Source organism: Bradyrhizobium sp. CCBAU 53421, assembly GCF_015291625.1.
Classification (GTDB): domain Bacteria; phylum Pseudomonadota; class Alphaproteobacteria; order Rhizobiales; family Xanthobacteraceae; genus Bradyrhizobium.
The window spans coordinates 1161144-1179502 of record NZ_CP030047.1; the positions used below are offsets into that span (position 1 = coordinate 1161144).

Annotated in this window: 16 protein-coding genes; 10 read left to right on the forward strand and 6 right to left on the reverse strand. The window is 65.2% G+C overall.

Features of this window, described 5'->3' with window-relative positions; all coding sequences use genetic code 11:
* The first annotated feature begins 91 nt into the window (after positions 1 to 91).
* From XH92_RS05360 to XH92_RS05370, 3 genes are all read left to right on the forward strand, one after another.
* On the forward strand, positions 92 to 2200 hold the full coding sequence (locus XH92_RS05360) for a TRAP transporter permease (protein ID WP_194458305.1): 2109 nt from the start codon (positions 92 to 94) through the stop codon (positions 2198 to 2200).
* Positions 2161 to 2574, forward strand: coding sequence for a DUF1850 domain-containing protein (locus XH92_RS05365; RefSeq protein ID WP_194458306.1), 414 nt, complete (start codon positions 2161 to 2163; stop codon positions 2572 to 2574). Before XH92_RS05360 ends, XH92_RS05365 begins: the two co-directional genes overlap by 40 nt.
* Positions 2575 to 2679: 105 nt before the next feature.
* Positions 2680 to 3486, forward strand: coding sequence for an SDR family NAD(P)-dependent oxidoreductase (locus XH92_RS05370; RefSeq protein ID WP_194458308.1), 807 nt, complete (start codon positions 2680 to 2682; stop codon positions 3484 to 3486).
* Between the two features lie 222 nt (positions 3487 to 3708).
* Here XH92_RS05370 and XH92_RS05375 read toward each other — a convergent pair whose 3' ends face one another.
* Positions 3709 to 5253 (reverse strand): sodium:proton antiporter, encoded by a 1545-nt coding sequence (locus XH92_RS05375; RefSeq protein ID WP_194458309.1) that lies wholly within the window; start codon positions 5251 to 5253, stop codon positions 3709 to 3711.
* Between the two features lie 147 nt (positions 5254 to 5400).
* On the opposite strand from XH92_RS05375, the gene XH92_RS05380 reads away from it, so the two are divergent.
* The 4 genes from XH92_RS05380 (at position 5401) to XH92_RS05395 (ending at position 10024) form a co-directional block, all read left to right on the forward strand.
* Positions 5401 to 6171, forward strand: a complete 771-nt coding sequence (locus tag XH92_RS05380; protein WP_194458310.1) for a hypothetical protein — start codon at positions 5401 to 5403, stop codon at positions 6169 to 6171.
* A 125-nt stretch (positions 6172 to 6296) separates the two neighbouring features.
* Positions 6297 to 8204, forward strand: a complete 1908-nt coding sequence (locus XH92_RS05385) for a propionyl-CoA synthetase (protein ID WP_194458311.1) — start codon at positions 6297 to 6299, stop codon at positions 8202 to 8204.
* Positions 8205 to 8572: 368 nt separating this feature from the next.
* Positions 8573 to 8845, forward strand: a complete 273-nt coding sequence (locus XH92_RS05390; RefSeq protein ID WP_194458312.1) for a hypothetical protein — start codon at positions 8573 to 8575, stop codon at positions 8843 to 8845.
* A gap of 102 nt (positions 8846 to 8947) precedes the next feature.
* Positions 8948 to 10024, forward strand: coding sequence for an acyltransferase (locus XH92_RS05395; protein WP_194458314.1), 1077 nt, complete (start codon positions 8948 to 8950; stop codon positions 10022 to 10024).
* Between the two features lie 92 nt (positions 10025 to 10116).
* On the opposite strand, the gene XH92_RS05400 is transcribed toward XH92_RS05395, so the two are convergent.
* On the reverse strand, positions 10117 to 10812 hold the full coding sequence (locus XH92_RS05400) for a DUF1013 domain-containing protein (protein ID WP_167529195.1): 696 nt from the start codon (positions 10810 to 10812) through the stop codon (positions 10117 to 10119).
* A 241-nt stretch (positions 10813 to 11053) separates the two neighbouring features.
* Between XH92_RS05400 and ispH the strand changes: the two genes are divergently transcribed.
* From ispH to rnhA, 3 genes are read left to right on the forward strand one after another with little or no spacing between them, the layout of a single operon-like run.
* Positions 11054 to 12028 (forward strand): 4-hydroxy-3-methylbut-2-enyl diphosphate reductase, encoded by a 975-nt coding sequence (gene ispH, locus XH92_RS05405; RefSeq protein WP_050629849.1) that lies wholly within the window; start codon positions 11054 to 11056, stop codon positions 12026 to 12028.
* A 5-nt stretch (positions 12029 to 12033) separates the two neighbouring features.
* Positions 12034 to 13014 (forward strand): homoserine kinase, encoded by a 981-nt coding sequence (locus tag XH92_RS05410; RefSeq protein WP_194458315.1) that lies wholly within the window; start codon positions 12034 to 12036, stop codon positions 13012 to 13014.
* Entirely contained in the window at positions 13002 to 13463 is a 462-nt protein-coding gene (rnhA, locus tag XH92_RS05415; RefSeq protein ID WP_194458316.1) for a ribonuclease HI, read from the forward strand. The genes XH92_RS05410 and rnhA overlap by 13 nt, the downstream gene beginning before the upstream one ends.
* Before the next feature lie 170 nt (positions 13464 to 13633).
* Here the strand turns inward: rnhA and XH92_RS05420 are convergent, their stop codons facing one another.
* The 4 genes from XH92_RS05420 to XH92_RS05435 all read right to left on the reverse strand — a co-directional run bounded on the left by XH92_RS05420 (position 13634) and on the right by XH92_RS05435 (position 18324).
* Positions 13634 to 14119 (reverse strand): peroxiredoxin, encoded by a 486-nt coding sequence (locus XH92_RS05420; protein WP_194458317.1) that lies wholly within the window; start codon positions 14117 to 14119, stop codon positions 13634 to 13636.
* A gap of 211 nt (positions 14120 to 14330) precedes the next feature.
* The gene (locus XH92_RS05425; RefSeq protein WP_194458318.1) at positions 14331 to 14888 is read right to left on the reverse strand and encodes a DUF924 family protein; all 558 of its coding nucleotides are present in this window, start codon (positions 14886 to 14888) and stop codon (positions 14331 to 14333) included.
* Positions 14889 to 14999: 111 nt separating this feature from the next.
* Positions 15000 to 16682, reverse strand: a complete 1683-nt coding sequence (locus XH92_RS05430; protein WP_194461121.1) for a long-chain fatty acid--CoA ligase — start codon at positions 16680 to 16682, stop codon at positions 15000 to 15002.
* Between the two features lie 199 nt (positions 16683 to 16881).
* The gene (locus XH92_RS05435) at positions 16882 to 18324 is read right to left on the reverse strand and encodes a D-alanyl-D-alanine carboxypeptidase family protein (protein WP_194458319.1); all 1443 of its coding nucleotides are present in this window, start codon (positions 18322 to 18324) and stop codon (positions 16882 to 16884) included.
* Positions 18325 to 18359 lie beyond the last annotated feature (35 nt).

The window sequence follows — 18359 nt, forward strand, 5'->3', positions numbered from 1 at the left end:
GGCTCGCAATGACGGCGGCACGGCTTTTCCCGGTTTCGGGACACAAGCCAGGTGGATATAAGCGTCGCGGGCACGGCGGGGGACTCATTCAATGCAGCAGCAGATTGCGGGCGAACAGCCCATCAAGGTTGAATTCGACAATTTCGAGCATGGCTTTCCGGAGGGCTTCGGTCCGGGCAATTGGGGGCATCTGGCCTATGCCATCGGTCTCGCCTTCGCGGTGTTCCAGCTCTATGTCGCGGCCTTTAATTATCTGCCGAGCCAGGTGGTGCGTGGCGTCCATGTCGGCTTCCTGATCCTCTTGACCTTTGGCCTGATCGGTAACTTCACCGCCAAAACCGATTTCGGCCGCGCGGTGAGCTGGATCGTCGGCGCCGCCGGCTTCCTGTGCGGGCTCTATCAGTGGATCTTCTATGCCGACCTGATCGCCCGCGACGGCGATCCGACCAACATGGACCTTGCGGTCGGCACGCTGCTTGCGATCCTGATCTTCGAGGGCACGCGGCGGCTGATGGGGGCGGCGCTGCCGCTGATGTGCGGCGCCTGCCTGCTCTATTGGTTCTTCGGGCAGCATCTGCCGTCGCCGTTCAACCATCGCGGCTATGACTTCGACCAGATCGTCACCCATCTGTCGTTCGGCACCGAAGGCTTCTACGGCGTGCCGATCTACGTCTCGGCGACCTACATCTTCCTGTTCATCCTGTTCGGCTCGTTCCTGGAACGCGCCGGCATGATCCAGCTGTTCACCGACGTCTCGCTCGGCCTGTTCGGGCGCACCCGCGGCGGCCCGGCCAAGGTTGCGGTGTTCGCCTCGGGCATGATGGGCACGATCTCGGGCTCCGGCGTCGCCAACGTCGTCACCGTCGGCCAGTTCACGATCCCCCTGATGATCAAGTTCGGCTACCGCCGTGCGTTTGCCGCCGGCGTCGAGGCCACCGCGTCGATGGGCGGTCAGATCATGCCGCCGGTGATGGGCGCGGTCGCCTTCATCATGGCGGAGACGCTCGGCGTGCCCTATTCGGAGATCGTCAAGGCCGCCGTGATTCCGGCGATCCTCTACTTCGCCTCGGCGTTCTGGATGGTGCATCTGGAAGCCGGCAAGCATGGCCTCGTCGGCATGAAGCGCTCGGAGATCCCGAGCGCCTGGAAGGCGCTGGTGGCGCGCTGGTACCTGGTGTTGCCGCTCGCGGCGCTGGTCTACATGCTGTTCGAAGGCTTCACACCGCTCTATGCCGGCAGCATGGGGCTTGCGCTGACGGTCGCGCTGATCCTCGGCGCCAGCATCACGCTCGGCTTCTCCAACACGATCGTGCGCACCATCTTCTGGATCGGCCTTGCGCTGGTGGTTGCCGCGGTCTCGCGCCACGGGCTCGAGATCGTTCCGGTGGCCAGCGTCGTCGCCGGCCTGATGGCGATCGCGGCGGTCACGCGCGGTGGCCGCGCCACGCTCAAGGCTTGCCGCGACTCGCTCGCCGACAGCGCCAAATCGGCGCTGACCGTCGGCATGGCCTGCGCCATCGTCGGCACCATCATCGGCATGATGACGCAGACCGGCGTCGGCACCATCTTCGGCAGCTGGATCATCGGGCTCGGTGCCAAGAGCCTGTTCCTGGCGCTGATCATGACCATGCTGCTGTCGATCCTGCTCGGCACCGGCATCCCGACGATCCCGACCTACATCATCACCGCGGCGCTGGCCGCACCTGCGCTCGCCAAGCTCGGCGTACCGCTGATCGCAAGCCACATGTTCGCGTTCTACTACGGCATCATGGCCGACCTCTCGCCGCCGGTTGCGCTCGCGGCGCTCGCAGCAGCGCCGATCGCCAAGGAGAATCCGGACAAGATCGGCTGGGAGGCGATGCGGATCGCGCTCGCCGGCTACGTCATTCCCTTCATCTTCGTCTATTCGCCGGCGCTGATGCTGCAAGGCAATGATCCGATGGCCGCGCAGCTCGGCTTCTACGGCGCGGTCGCACTGGCGACCTTCAAGGCGCTGGTGGCGATCGGCCTGTTCGGCATCGTCGCGATCGGCTTCCTGTTCACGCGGCTGACCTTGATCGAGATCGCGGTGGCGTTCGGCGCCGCGCTCTGCCTGCTCGGCGATTTCCAGTTCTCGGACACGGCGGGCTTCACGCTCGCCGCCGCGGTCGTGCTGTGGCAATGGCGGCAGCGTCCACGCAACGTGGTGGCGGCGGCTTGAGCCTCTGCCTCGCGTCCGCCGGTGTCGTGAAGGCGCTGTCGATCGCAGCCTTCACGCTTAGCTGGACGCATTCGATCGAGAAGACTGCCTGGCAGGAAGACTGGCAGGTGACGCCGGCCGGGCTCACGCTGCAACAGGCACGCATCAAGGGCACCGGCGCCGGCATGGAGCCGCCGCCGGAGGCGCGACTCGTCGATGGCTGGTTTCAATGGTCGCCGCCGCCTGTGCCAAGGTCGGAGGTCGTGCTCGGCAATTCCGGCGCCGCCGGCGAATGGCATCTGTGCGAGGCGGGACGCTGCCAGACGCTATCGGAGATTTTCGGGCATCCGATCGGTGCTAATGTCACGACGATGAGTGTTTGCAAAGATCCGTAGCCCGGATGAAGCGAAGAGTAATCCGGGAACAGTGCTCCCGGATTTCGCTGGCGCTCCATCCGGGCTACGGTCCGGGTGCAAGAACAACAAACGGGAGAACAGGTGATGGATCGGCTCAAGGGCAAGGTTGCGATGGTGGTCGGTGCGGGCTCGATCGGGCCCGGCTGGGGCAATGGCAAGGCGACCGCCGTCACCTTCGCGCGCGAGGGCGCCAGCGTGTTCTGCGTCGATCGCAACGGCGCCGCGGCCGAGGAGACGGTCAAGATCATCACGGAGGAGGGCGGCAAGGCGACCGCATTCACCGCCGATGTCTCGCGTGCCAGCGAGGTCGAGGCGATGGTCGCGGCCTGCCTGAAGGCCTATGGCCGCATCGACGCGCTCGACAACAATGTCGGCATCGCCGAGGTCGGCAGCGTGGTGGAAGTGGCGGAAGCCGAGTGGGACCGCGTGTTCGCGGTCAACCTCAAGAGCGCCTATCTGTCGATGAAGCACGTCATCCCGGTCATGATCAAGCAGGGCGGCGGCTCGATCATCAACATCTCCTCGATCGCCTCGATCCGCCATGTCGGCATTTCCTATGTCAGCTACAATGCGAGCAAGGCGGCGATGAACCAGATGACGCGCTCGACCGCGGTCGAGTTCGCCTCCAGGCACGTGCGCGTCAATGCGATCCTGCCCGGGCTGATGAAGACGCCGATGGTCGCGCATTCGGCGGGCCTCGCGCAGAGCTACGCCAAGGGCGATGTCGAGGCGATGTGGCGCGCCCGCGACGCGCAGGTGCCGATGGGGCACATGGGCGATGCCTGGGACGTCGCCAACGCCGCGCTGTTCCTCGCCTCGGATGAATCGAAATATGTCACCGGCATCGAGCTCGTGGTCGACGGCGGCATCACCTCCAAATCGGGCGCGTGAAGTCGGGTGCCTGAGCAGCGAACTTCGCTTTACCTCGCCCCGCGTGCGGGGAGAGGTCGGAATGCATCGCTAGATGCGTTCCGGGTGAGGGGAAGTCTCCGCAAATGCAGCTATCGCCGCCTACGCGGAGACAGCCCCTCACCCCAACCCTCTCCCCGTAAAGAACGGGGAGAGGGAGCGCAGTGCCGTCGCGGCGGCTATTCATCCTAACCCCATCGCGCTTTACGCCTCGACGCTGAGCTCGGCGCGGTCGAGCTCTTCCTCGACCAGATGGAACGCGTCGTCGCCGATGGTCTCGGTGCGGCGCAGATTGAGCAGCGCCTGACGGCCTGCGGCGATGGCGCGGCGGCGCAGCGGATCCGACGGCAGCTCGCGTGAGGTCAGGCCGCCGTCCGAGTCATTCTCGGCGCGCATCAGCACAGCGCGGTATTCGAGCCGGAGGATCTCGGCTTCCTCGGACGGGTCCTCGTCGATCTCATCGAGCGCGGCGCGAAACACCACGCTGCGGGCATGAGCGGCCTCGCGCCCGACCGGATCGTCGTCGTCGAAATTGAGCGCCAGGATCAGCGGCCGCAACGTCAGCCCCTGGATCACGAGCGAGCCGAGCACCACGGCAAACGCGGTCAGCAGGATCAGGTCGCGGTACGGAAACCATTCAGGCAGTGCAAACGCGGCGGCGAGCGTCACGATACCGCGCATGCCGCACCACGACACGATGAAGCCGCGCTTCAGGGTCGGCACGGCATCCACGACATGGGCGGGGAGCAGGTTGCGCGACTTCAGCAGGCGCAGCAGGGCCCCATATGGCATTACCCAGAGGATACGGGCGAGGATCACGACGGCGAGGATCGCGGCGGCAAAGCTGCAATATTTCCACCGCACCTCGGCGTCGAGCTCGGACCAGATCGGGCGCAACTGTAGGCCGATCAGCATGAAGGCGAGCACGTTGAGCACGAACACGACGGTTTCCCACACCGCATAGGACGACACGCGCAGCCGTGCCGAGGTGCGGGCCGGAGCGGTGCGGGCGATGGTGATCGCATAGGCGATGATGGTGAGGATGCCGGACAGGCCGAGATGCTCGGCGACGATCCACACCATGAAGGTGCCGCCGAATTGCGTGATGATCGCGCTCGGCGCCTCGGTGATGCGGCGCGTGATCATCATCCAGACCTGCGCGAACAAATAGCCGGCGGCGAGGCTGCCGACCAGCGCGACCGTGATCGACGGCACGAACTCGCGGATCTTCATGTGCTCGGCGGCGACGAGGCCGACCGCGACACGATAGATCAGCAGCGACGTGGCATCGTTGAGCAGGCTTTCGCCTTCGAGGATCTTCTGGATCCGGTAGGGCAGGCTGACCTGGCGCAGGATCGCGGTGGCGGCAGCCGCGTCCGGTGGCGCCACGATGGCGCCGAGCGCAATCGCAACCGGCCAGGGCATGTCCGGACGCAGCCAATGCGCGACCACGGCAACCGCCGCCGTCGTGACGCCGACCGCGACCACCACCAGCGTCGAGACCGGCAGCCAGTTGTTGCGGAGATCGCGCAGCGAGGTGTCGAAGGCGGCATCGAGCAGCACCGGGGCAACGAACAGCGCCAGCGCCAGTTTTGGTTCCAGCGCCCAGGTCGGGGCCCATGGCAGCAGGGTCAGCAGCACGCCGCCGAGCGCAAGAAAGGTCGGGTAGGGCACCTTGATCCGCCGCGCCAGCGCCGACAGTGCCACCGCTGCGAGCAACAGGCCGATGATCCATTCGAACGTGAGCAAGGCGAACCCCCAAAGTGCGGCCCCAAGTGCAGCCGATCGTCGCAATTGACGTATAATCCGGCGTGTGGTTTGGCGGCAAATGGCACCGCCGGAAAATCAGGGCCGGCGGTTCGGGTGCAGGAGAAGGATGCCTTGTCGGCGATTGGAATGCGACGCAGCTCTGCACATCTGGCACGGGCATTGCTGTGCGTCTGCCTTTCGGGCGCGCTGACCGCAGGCGTTGCGCGTGCCACCGGCAGCGAACCCGGCAAGGATGTGCAGGCCGATGCCGGGCCCTGCATCGCTGCGGCTGCGGCAACGGATGACGACAAGATCATCGACGTCTGCGGCGCGTTGATCGACAATGAGAAGGCGGCGAAGCCGGATCGCGTCAAGGCCCTGATGGCGCGTGCGAGCGCGTATGACCGCATGCAGATGGTCGATCGCGCGATCGCGGATTACGACGCCGTGCTCAGGCTCGATCCATCGCTTGCAGATGCGCATAATGCGCGCGGCGAGCTGTGGCGCCGCAAGGGTGACCGGCCGAAGGCGATCATGGATTTCGGCGCCGCCGTCAAGCTCAACCCCGATCACGCCGCCGCCAAGGCCAATTACAAATCGCTGTCGCTGGAGCTGGAGCGGATCGGCGCCTTGATGGCGGTCGCCGGCAAGCCGAGCTTCGATTGCCGCAAGGCGCGCCGGCCGGTGGAGAAGGCGATCTGCGCCAATCCCGCGCTCGCCGATCTCGATCGCGAGATCGTCGCATCGACCTTCCGCACCGTGCGCGAGGCGCAGAACCCGGGCCAGGCGCGCGAGCTGCAGCGCGCGCAGGATCAGTTCATTGCCCGCAGCGACGCGGAATTCGGCAAGCCGGGCTATGATCTGGAAAAGGCGATGCGCGAGCGGCTGCAGCGGATCAACGGGGTCGACGGGTATTAGAGCGCGGTCCCGAAAGCGCTCTTGCCTCCTCCGGCCGAAGGTCGCGGTCATTTCGGCTTGAAACGGCGCCGCTTCCCGTGACAATGGTCGGCAAATGACGCGCGACCGCGCGAGGGAGAAACGCGATGAACGATCAGCAGAGCCGGTATCATGAGGTGTATGCCCGCTCGCTTCGGGACCCCGAGGGTTTTTGGGCGGAAGCGGCGCGCGAGATCGACTGGATCGAGCCGGCCAGCAAGATCTACGATCCCTCCGTGGGCGCCTACGGACGCTGGTTCGCCGGCGCCGTCGTCAACACCTGCTACAACGCGCTCGATCGCCATGTCGCCGGCGGCCGCGCCGGCCAGGTCGCGCTGATCCACGATTCCCCGCTCACCAACACCATCACCAAATTCACCTATTCAGAGCTGCTGGACGAGGTGAAGACGCTCGCCGCTGTGATGCAGGATTTCGGCGTGGCCAAGGGCGATCGCGTCATCCTCTATATGCCGATGGTGCCGGAGGCCGTGGTCGCGATGCTGGCCTGTTCGCGGATCGGCGCGGTGCACAGCGTGGTGTTCGGCGGCTTCGCGGCCAAGGAGCTCGCCACCCGCATCGACGACGCCAAGCCGAAGCTGATCTTCTCCGCGAGCTGCGGCATCGAGCCCGGGCGCATCGTGCAGTACAAGCCGCTGCTCGACGAAGCGATCCGCCTCGCCGGCGCCAAGCCCGACACCTGCATCATCCTGCAGCGGCCGCAGCAGGCTTGCGAGCTCACCGCGGGCCGCGACCATGACTGGGCGACTTTGCGCCGCGCCGCGTTCGACGCCGGCAAGGCCGCGCCCTGCGTGCCGATCGCCGCGACTGATCCGCTCTACATCCTCTACACCTCGGGCACGACCGGAATCCCGAAGGGCGTGGTGCGCGACAATGGCGGGCATCTCGTCGCGCTGAAATGGTCGATGGAAAATCTCTACGGCGTGAAGCCCGGCGAGATCTGGTGGTGCGGCTCCGATATCGGCTGGGTGGTCGGCCATTCCTATATCGTCTATGGCCCGCTGATCCACGGCGCGACCACGATCATGTATGAGGGCAAGCCGGTCGGCACGCCGGATGCCGGCGCGTTCTGGCGCGTGATCTCGGAGCACAAGGCGGTGGCCTTCTTCACCGCACCGACCGCGTTTCGTGCGATCAAGAAGGAAGACCCGGAGGGTAAGCTGCTCAGGAGCTACGATCTCTCGCGCTTCCGCACGCTGTTTCTCGCCGGCGAGCGCGCCGATCCGCCGACCGTGGAATGGGCCGAGCAGCAGCTCAAGGTGCCTGTCATCGATCACTGGTGGCAGACCGAGACCGGCTGGTGCATCGCCGGCAATCCGGTGGGCTTGGGCCAGCTCCCGGTCAAGCACGGTTCGCCGACGGTGCCGATGCCGGGCTATCAGGTCGACATCGTCGATGAGGCGGCGAAGCCGGTCGCCGCAGGCACGATGGGCTCGATCGTGATCAAGCTGCCGATGCCGCCGGGCTGCCTGCCGACGCTGTGGCAGCAGGACGATCGCTTCCGCGACGCCTATCTCTCGGAATTCCCCGGCTACTACAAGACCTCGGACGCCGGCTACAAGGACGAGGACGGCTATGTCTGGGTGATGGGCCGCACCGACGACATCATCAATGTCGCCGGCCACCGGCTCTCCACCGGCGGGATGGAAGAGATCCTGGCCTCGCATCCCGACGTCGCCGAATGCGCCGTGCTCGGCGTCAAGGATGCGATCAAGGGCGAGGTGCCCTGCGGCTTCCTGGTGCTGAAGGCCGGCGTGACCAAGGCGCCGGATCAGGTCGAGAAGGAGGTGGTGGCTCTGGTGCGCGACAAGCTCGGGCCGGTCGCCGCGTTCAAGCTCGCGATCACAGTGGCGCGGCTGCCGAAGACCCGCTCCGGCAAGATCCTGCGCGGCACCATCAAGAAGATCGCCGACGGCGAGCCCTGGACCATGCCGGCGACGATCGAGGACCCCAAGGTGCTCGACGAAATCGGCGAGGCGCTGAAGGGCAAGGCGTAGGCGTAGGTCTTCGTTGTTGGTGTGCTTCGTGCGCTTCTAGATAGACCGCCCGCCACCCCTCTCCCTAACCCTCCCCCACAAGGGGGGAGGGAACCCTTCCGCCGGTGGCTGCCTTACGTAAGCGGCGTTCAGGGCGTCAGTTGGCGCTGCATCACGTGAGGTGAGCACGCTGGCCAGGCTCCCTCCCCCCTTGCGGGGGAGGGTTGGGGAGAGGGGTGGCCCCGGGCGAGATTCAACAATGGGCGCACCATCGTCCAATCCCGCCGCGCACCCCCGAAACCCATGGGAAGCAAATCGGCCTTGATTTTGATGGATTGCCGGGTCATCCCGGCCCTCTAACGTCACAGCCACGAGATACGGACCACCGGATGCGATCCATTTCCGCACGCGCGCCTCTTGCATTGCTGCTCGCACTGCCGCTGTTGGCGGGCTGTCTCGAACGCGGGCGATCGCCGATCGCGGAGAGCATGGGCGACGACGATCAGTATTGTCAGGCTGGTGGCAAGGTCGCGGTCGGCTCGCCCGAATATGTCGCCTGCCGCAAGGATCGCGACGTCCAGCGCCAGAACGCCGAAGCCCGCACCGATCGGCGGCAGCGTGATCTCGGCGAATACATGATGAACAATCCGGACCGCCATTAGGCGCCGGGCCGAATTCCCTTAAGCTGTCGGCGCGCCGCATGCGATGATGCGCGGCCCTTTTGGATGAGACCAGATCCTGTGCTTGTGCAAGGCGAGCTTGCGTTGGAACGTGGCAGGATCGGAGAGCTCGACGGGCTGCGCGCGATCGCGGTGCTGATCGTCGTCATCTGGCACTATTTCGGCGCGCCGGACGGTCCAGAGGGCTGGCCGTGGAAACTGCTGCATGTCGGCCGCTTCGGCGTCGACCTGTTCTTCATTCTGTCCGGCTATCTGATCACGGATATTCTGCTGCGGCACCGCGCGGCCGAACGCTATTACGCGGCGTTCTACGGCAGGCGCGCCTTTCGGATCTGGCCGCTCTACTACCTGATGTGCGCCGGCGCGCTGATCGGCTGGTATTTCTCGCTAAGCCCTGATCTGTTCGACACCAGGGGCGTGCCCGGCTGGCTTTATTTGGTCGGCTTGCAGAATTTCGGCATGGCGAAGGCCCAGACCGATGGCGCTTACTGGCTCGCCGTGACCTGGTCGCTCGCGATCGAGGAGCAGTTCTATCTGCTGTTTCCGCTGCTGGTCCGGAACATCCCGCCCGAGCGGCTGTTCGCGATCCTGCTCGTGCCGATCCTGATCTGTCCGGTCGGGCGCCTGATCGATAGCGCGCTTCCGGACGCTTACGGCTGGTACGTGCTGCCGCAATTCAGGATCGATTCGCTTGCGATCGGCGCGCTGATCGCCTGGTGGCGCCTCTATCGCAAGCCGGATGCCGAGATATCCAGGCGCGTCGCCGGCATCCTCAAATGGTCGATCATCTCGCTTCCGCTGTTGTGGCTGTTCGGATGGAAGCGCTGGTCGGTGGCGTTCTCGCACACCCAGGTCGAGATCTTCTTCGGCTCCCTGCTGTTCGTCGTGCTGGAAAATCGCGGCTCGCCAAAACTCGCATTGCTGCGCAGTTCGGTCGCGAACTTCTTCGCCAGGACGTCCTACGCGGCGTATCTCACCCACCACGTCATCGTGTACCTGCTGTTCGCCGTGCTGCATGAACCGAGGACAGTCGGGAGCCTCGCCGGCGTCTCGCTAACCTTCGCCGCGCTCGCGCTGACATTCGGGCTGTGTGCCCTGAGCTATCGATATTTCGAACGACCGCTGCTCGACTTCGCCCACCGGCGCTTCTCGTTCAGCTGAGCTGAAGCCGCAGCGCCTCAGGCGCCAAACAAAAACGCGGCGGGTTGCCCGCCGCGTTTCACATTCCGGTCTTTGAGAGAAGCAGCCGGCGCTTACTCTTCGTCGTCGGGCTTCTTGCCGCCGATCGTCTTCAGCTTGGCGAACACGGCATCGACATTGAGATCGTCGTGCCGCTCGATCGGCTGATCGTCCAGCTCGTCCTTGCGCGTGGTCTCGGAGGCCGGCAGCAACGTGGCGCCGCCGTAGACGGTCGTGGTTGGCTTTTCCTTGGCGGCGCGCTGCACCTCGAAATCGAGCTCGATCTGCGAGCACAGGCCGAGCGTCACCGGGTCCATCGGGGTCAGGGTCGAGGCGTTCCAGTGGGTGCGGTCGCGCACGCTCGCGATCGTGGTCTTGGTGGTCCCGACCAGCCGCATGATCTGGGCGTCCTTCAGCTCGGGGTGGTTGCGCACCAGCCAGAGGATCGCGCTCGGCCGCTCATGGCGGCGCGACACCGGGGTGTAGCGCGGACCCTTCTTCTTGGCCGCGGTCGGCAGCACCACCTTGCTCTCCTGGAGCCTGAGACGGTAGTTCTGGTCCCGCTCGCCGCGCTCGATCTCCTCGCGGGTCAGCTGGCCGTTGGAAATCGGGTCCATGCCCTTGATGCCCTGGGCGGCGTCGCCGTCGGCGATGGCGCGCACCTCAAGGGGGTGCATTTTGGTGAAATCGGCCACCTGATCGAAGGTCAGGGCGGTATTATCGACCAACCACACGGCAGTCGCCTTCGGCATCAGCGGTGCGTTGCTCATGGCAAATCTCCTTTGTGCTTCGCCCACCTCTGTCGAGGCGAAGCTGGTAGTCATCGGCGATGACGGGAATTATAGGGCCTATATAAGCCCTCCGGGGGGAATGGCGCAATGGGCCAGCAAAATCGCCTTGACAGCGCCCGAAAGCAGTCCCAAGTCCTTACTCTAACTGGCCGTTCCCCGCCCTGCCGGCGAGGGGTGATTCGGTCCCGAAATTGCCCCCGAGACAGCTTCAAGACAGCCCATGTCAGCGAAAAAACCCGATCTTAAAATCGTGCTTTGTTCCCCCCGCGGCTTCTGCGCCGGGGTGGTCCGCGCCATCGACACGGTCGAACGTGCCCTCACCATTTATGGTGCGCCGGTCTATGTCCGGCACGAAATCGTCCATAACAAGTACGTCGTCGACAGCCTGAAGACCAAGGGCGCCATTTTCGTCGAGGAATTGTCCGAAATTCCCGACGAAACCAACGCCCCGGTGGTGTTTTCGGCCCATGGCGTTCCCAAGTCGGTTCCCGCCGAGGCCAAATCCCGCAATTTCTTCTCGCTGGACGCGACCTGCCCGTTGGTGACCAAGGTCCACCGCGAGGCGGCGATCCATTTCAAGCGCGGCCGCGAGATCCTGCTGATTGGGCATTCGCATCACCCCGAGGTGGTCGGCACGCTGGGCCAGCTGCCCGAGGGCGCCGTGACCCTGATCGAGACCGCCGAGGATGCCAAAACCTTCGTCCCGAAGGACCCCGACAACCTCGCCTTTGTGACCCAGACCACGCTGTCGATCGACGATACCGCGGAGATCGTGGCGCTGCTCAAGGAGCGCTTCCCGAACGTCAACGGTCCGCACAAGGAAGACATCTGCTACGCCACCACCAACCGCCAGCTTGCGGTCAAGAAGGTGGCGCCGGTGGTCGATGCCCTGATCGTGGTCGGCGCGCCGAACTCGTCGAACTCGCAGCGCCTGCGCGAGGTCGCCGAGCGCGAGGGCTGCCCGATTGCGATTCTGGCCCAACGGGCCAGCGACATCGATTGGGCGCGCTTCGAAGGCATCAGGAGCCTCGGCATCACGGCGGGCGCATCGGCGCCGGAAGTGATCGTCGAGGAGATCATGGGCGCCTTCGCCGAGCGCTACGAACTGCACGTGGAGACGGTCTCGGCCGCGGAAGAGAACGAATTCTTCCCGCTGCCGCGTTCGCTGCGGCCCGACGCTGCCGCGGCGGAATAGACCATATGGCGGTTTACACCGACGTTGCCGCCGAAGACCTCGCGGAATTCCTCAAGAGCTACGACATCGGCGAATTGCTCTCCTACAAGGGCATCGCCGAGGGTGTCGAGAATTCGAACTTTCTGCTGCACACCAGCCAGGGCGCCTACATCCTCACGCTCTATGAGAAGCGCGTGGCGGAAGACGATCTGCCGTATTTCCTGTCGCTGATGGCGCATCTCGCCGAGCGCGGGGTGTCGTGCCCGCAGCCTGCGCGCAACCGCAAGGGCGAGGTCACTAGCCGGCTTGCCGGCCGGCCGGCTGCAATCATCAACTTCCTCGAAGGGGTGTGGCCGCGGCGGCCGAACGTGACGCACTGCTCGGGCGTCGGCGAGGCGCTGGCCAAAATGCATCTCGCGGGTGCCGACTTTCCGCTGGTCCGCAGGAATCCGCTGTCGGTGTCCGGCTGGCGGCCGCTGTTCGATCTCGCCGCGGCGCGGGCCGACAGCGTGCAGCCGGGCCTCTCCGACTTCATCGCGCGTGAGCTCGACCATCTCGAAGCCGCGTGGCCGGTGGATCTGCCGGTCGGCGTGATCCATGCCGATCTGTTTCCCGACAACGTCTTCTTCCTCGGCGACAAGCTCTCGGGGTTGATCGACTTCCCGTTCGCCTGCAACGACATCCTGGCCTACGACGTTGCGATCTGCCTCAACGCCTGGTGCTTCGAGCCGGATCATTCCTTCAACGTCACCAAGGCCCGCGCGCTGCTCAATGCCTATGGCCGCGAGCGGCAATTGTCGGCGGCGGAGGAGGCCGCGCTGCCGCTGCTCGCGCGCGGCGCCGCGCTCCGTTTCCTGCTGACGCGGCTGGTCGATTTCCTCAACGTGCCCGAGGGCGCGCTGGTGCAGCCGAAGGACCCGCTGGAATACGTCCGCAAGCTGCGCTTCCACCAGAACGTCGCCGCCATCAACGACTACGGCATCACGCCGGCAGGATGCGCGGCGTGAGCGACAAGCCGCATGTGATTGTCTTCACCGATGGTGCCTGCTCCGGAAACCCGGGACCGGGCGGCTGGGGCGCGATCCTCAGATTCGGCGAGGTCGAGAAGGAATTGAAGGGCGGCGAGGCCCACACCACCAACAACCGCATGGAGCTGATGGCGGCGATCTCGGCGCTGGAAGCCCTGAAGAAGCCCTGCGTGGTCGACCTCACCACCGACAGCAAGTACGTCCGCCAGGGCATCACCGGATGGATCCACGGCTGGAAGCGCAATGGCTGGCGCACCGCCGACAAGAAGCCGGTCAAGAACGTCGAGCTGTGGCAGCGCCTCGACGCCGCGCTGAAGCCGCACGAGGTGCGCTGGCACTGGATCAAGGGCCATGCCGGCCACGCCGAGAACGAGCGCGCCGACGAGCTGGCGCGCGAGGGCGTGGCGATGGCGCGGTTGAAGGGGTAGGGCGCGCCGTCGCGTCCGCGATCGCGGCCACCGCCAGTCCTCAAAACCGTCATCGCCCGCGAAGGCGGGCGATCCAGTATTCCAGAGACGGCGGTAATTGAAGCGAGAGGCCGCGGCGTACTGGATCGCCCGGTCGAGCCGGGCGACGACAGTGTCCGTGGGTCGTCAGCTCAGAGCTGCCCGAGCAGCGTGTCGCCGCCGGAGACCTCGACCTTGCCCGGAGCCGGCTCCTTGTTGAGCTTCTTCACGACGCCGTCCTCGACTAGCATCGAGTAGCGGTGGGAGCGGATGCCGAGGCCGTTGCCGGAGGCGTCGAGCTCCATGCCGATCGCCTTGGTGAAGTCGGCGTTGCCGTCGGCGAGGAAGACGGCTTCGTCGCGCTGGTCGGTGTCGCGCTTCCAGGCGTTCATCACGAAGGCGTCGTTGACCGAGACGATCGCAATGGTGTCGACGCCCTTGTTCTTCATGGCATAGGCGTTGAGGAAGATGCTCGGCAGATGCATCTTGTGGCAGGTGCCGGTGTAGGCGCCGGGCACCGCGAACAGGGCGACCTTCTTGCCCTTGAAAATGTCGTCGGTGGTTTTGACCTGCGGACCCTCGGCGGTCATCACGCGAAACTTGGCTTCCGGCAGCTTGTCGCCAACATTAATCGTCATCGTCGTTCTCCCTCGGTGAAGCGGAATTGTCTTAAACCCGGCTACGACACGGCACAATACGGGCTCGCTGAAGAACGGCAATGCCCGAAACTAAAGCGTTTTCGAGCGAAGTGGATACCGGTTCGCGTGAAGAAAACGCGTCAAAACAAGAATCTAGAGCCCCGTTCCGATTCAATCGGAACGGAAACAGGCTCTCGTCACTGTTCCGTCATCAGCCGGAAAACCCGCCGGCGTCGAGAAAGGCCTGCTCTTCGGCCGTGGTCTGCCGGCCCAGCACCCGATTCCGGTGCGGGAAGCGGCCGAACCGGCGGATGATGTCGGCGTGGTCCTCGGCATATTTCAAGTTGTCGGGATGGCAGTCATATTGCCGGAACAGCGTCACGCAGCGCTGCTGGTCGCCGAGGTCCTCCGAATGCTCGAAAGGCAAATAGAGGAATTCGCGCAGCACCGGGTCGGTCCGCGCATCGACGCCGCGGTCGATGGCGCGCCTTGCCACGTCACGCGCCAGCGCGTCACTCGAAAAGGTCCTGGCGTCGTCTCGAAACAGGTTTCGCGGAAACTGGTCGAGCACGATGGTCAGCGCCAGCGCGCCCTCGTCGCTCGCCTCCCATGACGACAATTCGCCGGCAGCCGCCTTCTGCCAGGTGGCAAGGAAGCGGCTGCGGATTTCGGCATCGAAGGCGGCGTCATGCGTGTACCAGCGGTCGCGGCCGGCTTCTCGCCAGAACGCGATGACGTCGGCCGGCGTCGCAATGCGAGCGTCAGTCATGTCTGTCCAACACCCCGCATCACTTGGCTCTTGTTTGAGCATAATCTCCGCGCAAACGCGTCACGCGTTTGTCGCGAGGGAAAACCGCTTCGCACTCTTCCGGATTATGCTCTAGGCCGCAGCCTTCTTCTCGTCGCGCAGCTCGCGGCGCAGGATCTTGCCGACATTCGTCTTCGGCAGGTCGGTCCTGAACTCGATCTGCTTCGGCACCTTGTAGGCGGTGAGCTGGGTGGCGCTGAACTTGATGATGTCCTCCGCCGTGACGTTGGGGTCCTTCTTGACCACAAAGGCCTTCACCGCCTCGCCGGACTTCGCATCGGGGACGCCGATCACGGCGCATTCGAGCACGCCCGGATGGCTCGCGAGCACTTCCTCGATCTCGTTCGGATAGACGTTGAAGCCCGAGACCAGGATCATGTCCTTCTTGCGATCGACGATCTTGGTGAAGCCGCGCTCGTCCATCACGCCAATGTCGCCGGTGCGGAAATAGCCGTCCGCGGTCATCACGCGCGCGGTCTCGTCCGGCCTGTTCCAGTAGCCCGCCATCACCTGCGGACCCTTGGCGCAGATCTCGCCGGCCTGACCGATCGGCAGCTCGTTGCCGTCGTCGTCGCGGATCGACAGATGGGTCGAGGGCACCGGAATGCCGATCGAACCGGAGAACTCGTCGGCGTCAGCGGGATTGCAGGTCAGCGTTGGCGAGGTCTCCGACAGGCCGTAGCCTTCCGACAGCGCACAGCCGGTGACCTTCAGCCATTTCTCGGCGACCGGCTTCTGCGTTGCCATGCCGCCGCCGAACGAGGTCTTCAGCTTGGAGAAGTCGAGCTTGTCGAAGCCGGGTGTGTTCAAGAGGCCGTTGTAGAGCGTGTTGACCGCGGGGAAGCTGTTGACCTGGTACTTCGACAGCTCCTTGATGAAGCCCGCCATGTCGCGCGGGTTCGGGATCAGCAGATTGACGCCGCCGGCGCGCACCGCGAGCAAATAGCACGCGGTCAGCGCGAAGATGTGATAGAGCGGCAGCGCGCAGACGATGAAGAGCTGCTCGACATGCGGCGGCTTCTTCAGCGCCGGCTGCAGCCAGGCGTCATTCTGCAGCACGTTGGCGAGCACGTTCTGGTGGATCAGCGTGGCGCCCTTGGAGACGCCGGTGGTGCCGCCGGTATATTGCAGGAAGGCGACGTCCTGACGCGTCAGCACCGGCTTGTTGAGCTTCATGCCGCGTCCGGCGGACAGCGCTTCATTGAAGCCGACGGCGCCGGGGATCGACCAGGCCGGCACCATCTTCTTCACCCGGCGCACCACCAGATTGACGATCACGCCCTTGAAGCCGAGCAGGTCGCCCATGCTGCCGACGATCACGTGCTTCACCGCGGTGTTCGCGAGCACCTTCTGCACGGTGGTGGCGAAATTCTCCAGCACGATGATGGCTTCCGCGCCGGAATCCTTGAGCTGGTGCTCGAGCTCGCGCGGGGTGTAGAGCGGATTGACGTTGACCACGGCATAGCCTGCGCGCAGCACGGCGGCGGTCGCAACCGGATATTGCAGCACGTTCGGCATCATCAGCGCGACCCGTGCGCCCTTCTGCAGGCCCTTGCCCTGCAGGTAGGCGCCGAGCGCCGTCGACATCTCGTCGAGCTCGCGATAGGTGATCGCCTTGTCCATGCAGATGAACGCCTTGCGATCGGCGAACTTCTTGAAGCTCTCTTCCAGCAATTCGACCAGCGACGAATATTGCGTGACGTCGATATCGGCGGGCACGCCGGCCGGATAATGCTTGAGCCAGATGCGCTCCATAATGGTCATTCCCTCTCTCAAAATCTGGCAGATGTCCCGGATTGCTTCCGGGTTTTCCGGCCCCTGACCGTGTCTTGACCGTATCTTGGCCGGGCGATTTTGGCCGCCTTATTTCAGGCAGTATTGAGCGATGCCGCGGCCAATGGCAAGCCGCTGCGCGCTATCGACGCATTGGAGAATAGAACGAGCGGCCGCTCGGTTAGCCGGCCGGCTTGGCGTCGGCCTTCGGCTTCTCGGCTTTGGGCTTCGCAGCGGGCTTTGCCGCCGCCGCCGGCTTGCCGGCAGGCTTCGCGGCGGCCGGCTTGTCCGCGGCGGGCTTCGCAGCTGCGGCATCCGGCTTGGCGTTGGCGTGACGCACCGGCTTGGCGGCCGGCTTGTTGTCCGACTTGCTATCCGACTTGGAGGCGTTCTTGGCGTCACCCTTCGCGTCATCAGCCGCATCGGGCTTCTTGCCGGCGACACGGGTGTGCTTGCCCTTGGCGCGCTTGACCGGCTGCATCTTCTCGGTGTCGGCATCGACCGCGGCGATCAACGCGGCGCCGGTCTTGGTCGGCCCCGTATAAACCACGACCGGTTCGGATGCCGCCGCCGGCTGCGCCAGCATGTCGGCCGGCTTGGTCGGCATCGCGGCCTGCAGGCCCGAGGCGAAGAAGCTCACGCCACTGTCGCCGTTGGTGCTCGCGCCGGCGCTGGCGACGGTGTCTTCGCCGTCCTCGTCGCTGGCGGGCCGCTTGTGCTTGGCGCCGCACATCTCCTCGCGCAGGTTCGGCGGGGTGGAATCGATCGGCACCAGATTGTCGACGGTGCCGAGCGAGGGCCGCAGCCACGCCAGCCCGTTATTGGCAAAGCCCCGATCCAAGAGCTGCGCGGCGCGGATCGCGCGCATGCGGCCCGAGGAGGCGCCGAGCACCACCGCGATCAGCCGCTTGCCGTCGCGCGTCGCCGACGCCACGAGATTGTAGCCGGAGGCGCAGATGAAGCCGGTCTTGAAACCGTCGGCGCCAGGATAGCGGCCGATCAGCTTGTTGAAGTTCTGGGTGATGCGGCGGCCGAAGCGGATCGACGGGATGTGGACGAAATATTCGTATTCCGGCAGGTCGCGGATGATGGCGCGGGCGAGGATCGCCATGTCGCGCGCCGAGGTGATCTGGCCATCGGCGGGCAGGCCGTTCGGGTTGACGTAGCTCGTTTGCGTCATGCCGAGCCTCGAGGCGGTCTGGTTCATTTCGCCGGCAAAGCCGTCGATCGAGCCGCCGATGCCCTCGGCCAGCACCACGGCCATGTCGTTGGCCGACTTCACCAGCATCATCTTCAGCGCGTTGTCGACAGTGACCTGGGTGCCGGGCCGGAAGCCCATCTTCGAGGGCGACTGCGACGCTGCGTTCGGCGACACCGTGAGCAGCGTGTCGAGCGACACGCGGCCGTCCTTGACCGCCTTCAGCGTGACATAGGCGGTCATCAGCTTGCTGAGCGAAGCCGGATACCACGGCATCGTCGCATTGTCGGCCTGCAGCACCTTGCCCGTATCGGCCTCGACGACCAGCAGCGCTTCGGCCTGTGCGATCTGCGGCGTTGCGATGGCGAGCATCGCGACGGCCAGAATCCATTTCAACGACGGGCGCAGCGGGCGAGGAAAATGCACGAGTCCGGTTCCGGTCCTTTGAGACCCGCCTTCGG

Coding starts and splice junctions, on each gene's coding strand:
- XH92_RS05360 (WP_194458305.1), top strand. CDS start 92: ATGCAGCAGCAGATTGCGGGCGAACAGCCCATCAAGGTTGAATTCGAC.
- XH92_RS05365 (WP_194458306.1), top strand. CDS start 2,161: ATGGCGGCAGCGTCCACGCAACGTGGTGGCGGCGGCTTGAGCCTCTGC.
- XH92_RS05370 (WP_194458308.1), top strand. CDS start 2,680: ATGGATCGGCTCAAGGGCAAGGTTGCGATGGTGGTCGGTGCGGGCTCG.
- XH92_RS05380 (WP_194458310.1), top strand. CDS start 5,401: ATGCGACGCAGCTCTGCACATCTGGCACGGGCATTGCTGTGCGTCTGC.
- XH92_RS05385 (WP_194458311.1), top strand. CDS start 6,297: ATGAACGATCAGCAGAGCCGGTATCATGAGGTGTATGCCCGCTCGCTT.
- XH92_RS05390 (WP_194458312.1), top strand. CDS start 8,573: ATGCGATCCATTTCCGCACGCGCGCCTCTTGCATTGCTGCTCGCACTG.
- XH92_RS05400 (WP_167529195.1), bottom strand. CDS start 10,812: ATGAGCAACGCACCGCTGATGCCGAAGGCGACTGCCGTGTGGTTGGTC.
- ispH (WP_050629849.1), top strand. CDS start 11,054: ATGTCAGCGAAAAAACCCGATCTTAAAATCGTGCTTTGTTCCCCCCGC.
- XH92_RS05410 (WP_194458315.1), top strand. CDS start 12,034: ATGGCGGTTTACACCGACGTTGCCGCCGAAGACCTCGCGGAATTCCTC.
- rnhA (WP_194458316.1), top strand. CDS start 13,002: ATGCGCGGCGTGAGCGACAAGCCGCATGTGATTGTCTTCACCGATGGT.
- XH92_RS05420 (WP_194458317.1), bottom strand. CDS start 14,119: ATGACGATTAATGTTGGCGACAAGCTGCCGGAAGCCAAGTTTCGCGTG.
- XH92_RS05425 (WP_194458318.1), bottom strand. CDS start 14,888: ATGACTGACGCTCGCATTGCGACGCCGGCCGACGTCATCGCGTTCTGG.
- XH92_RS05430 (WP_194461121.1), bottom strand. CDS start 16,682: ATGGAGCGCATCTGGCTCAAGCATTATCCGGCCGGCGTGCCCGCCGAT.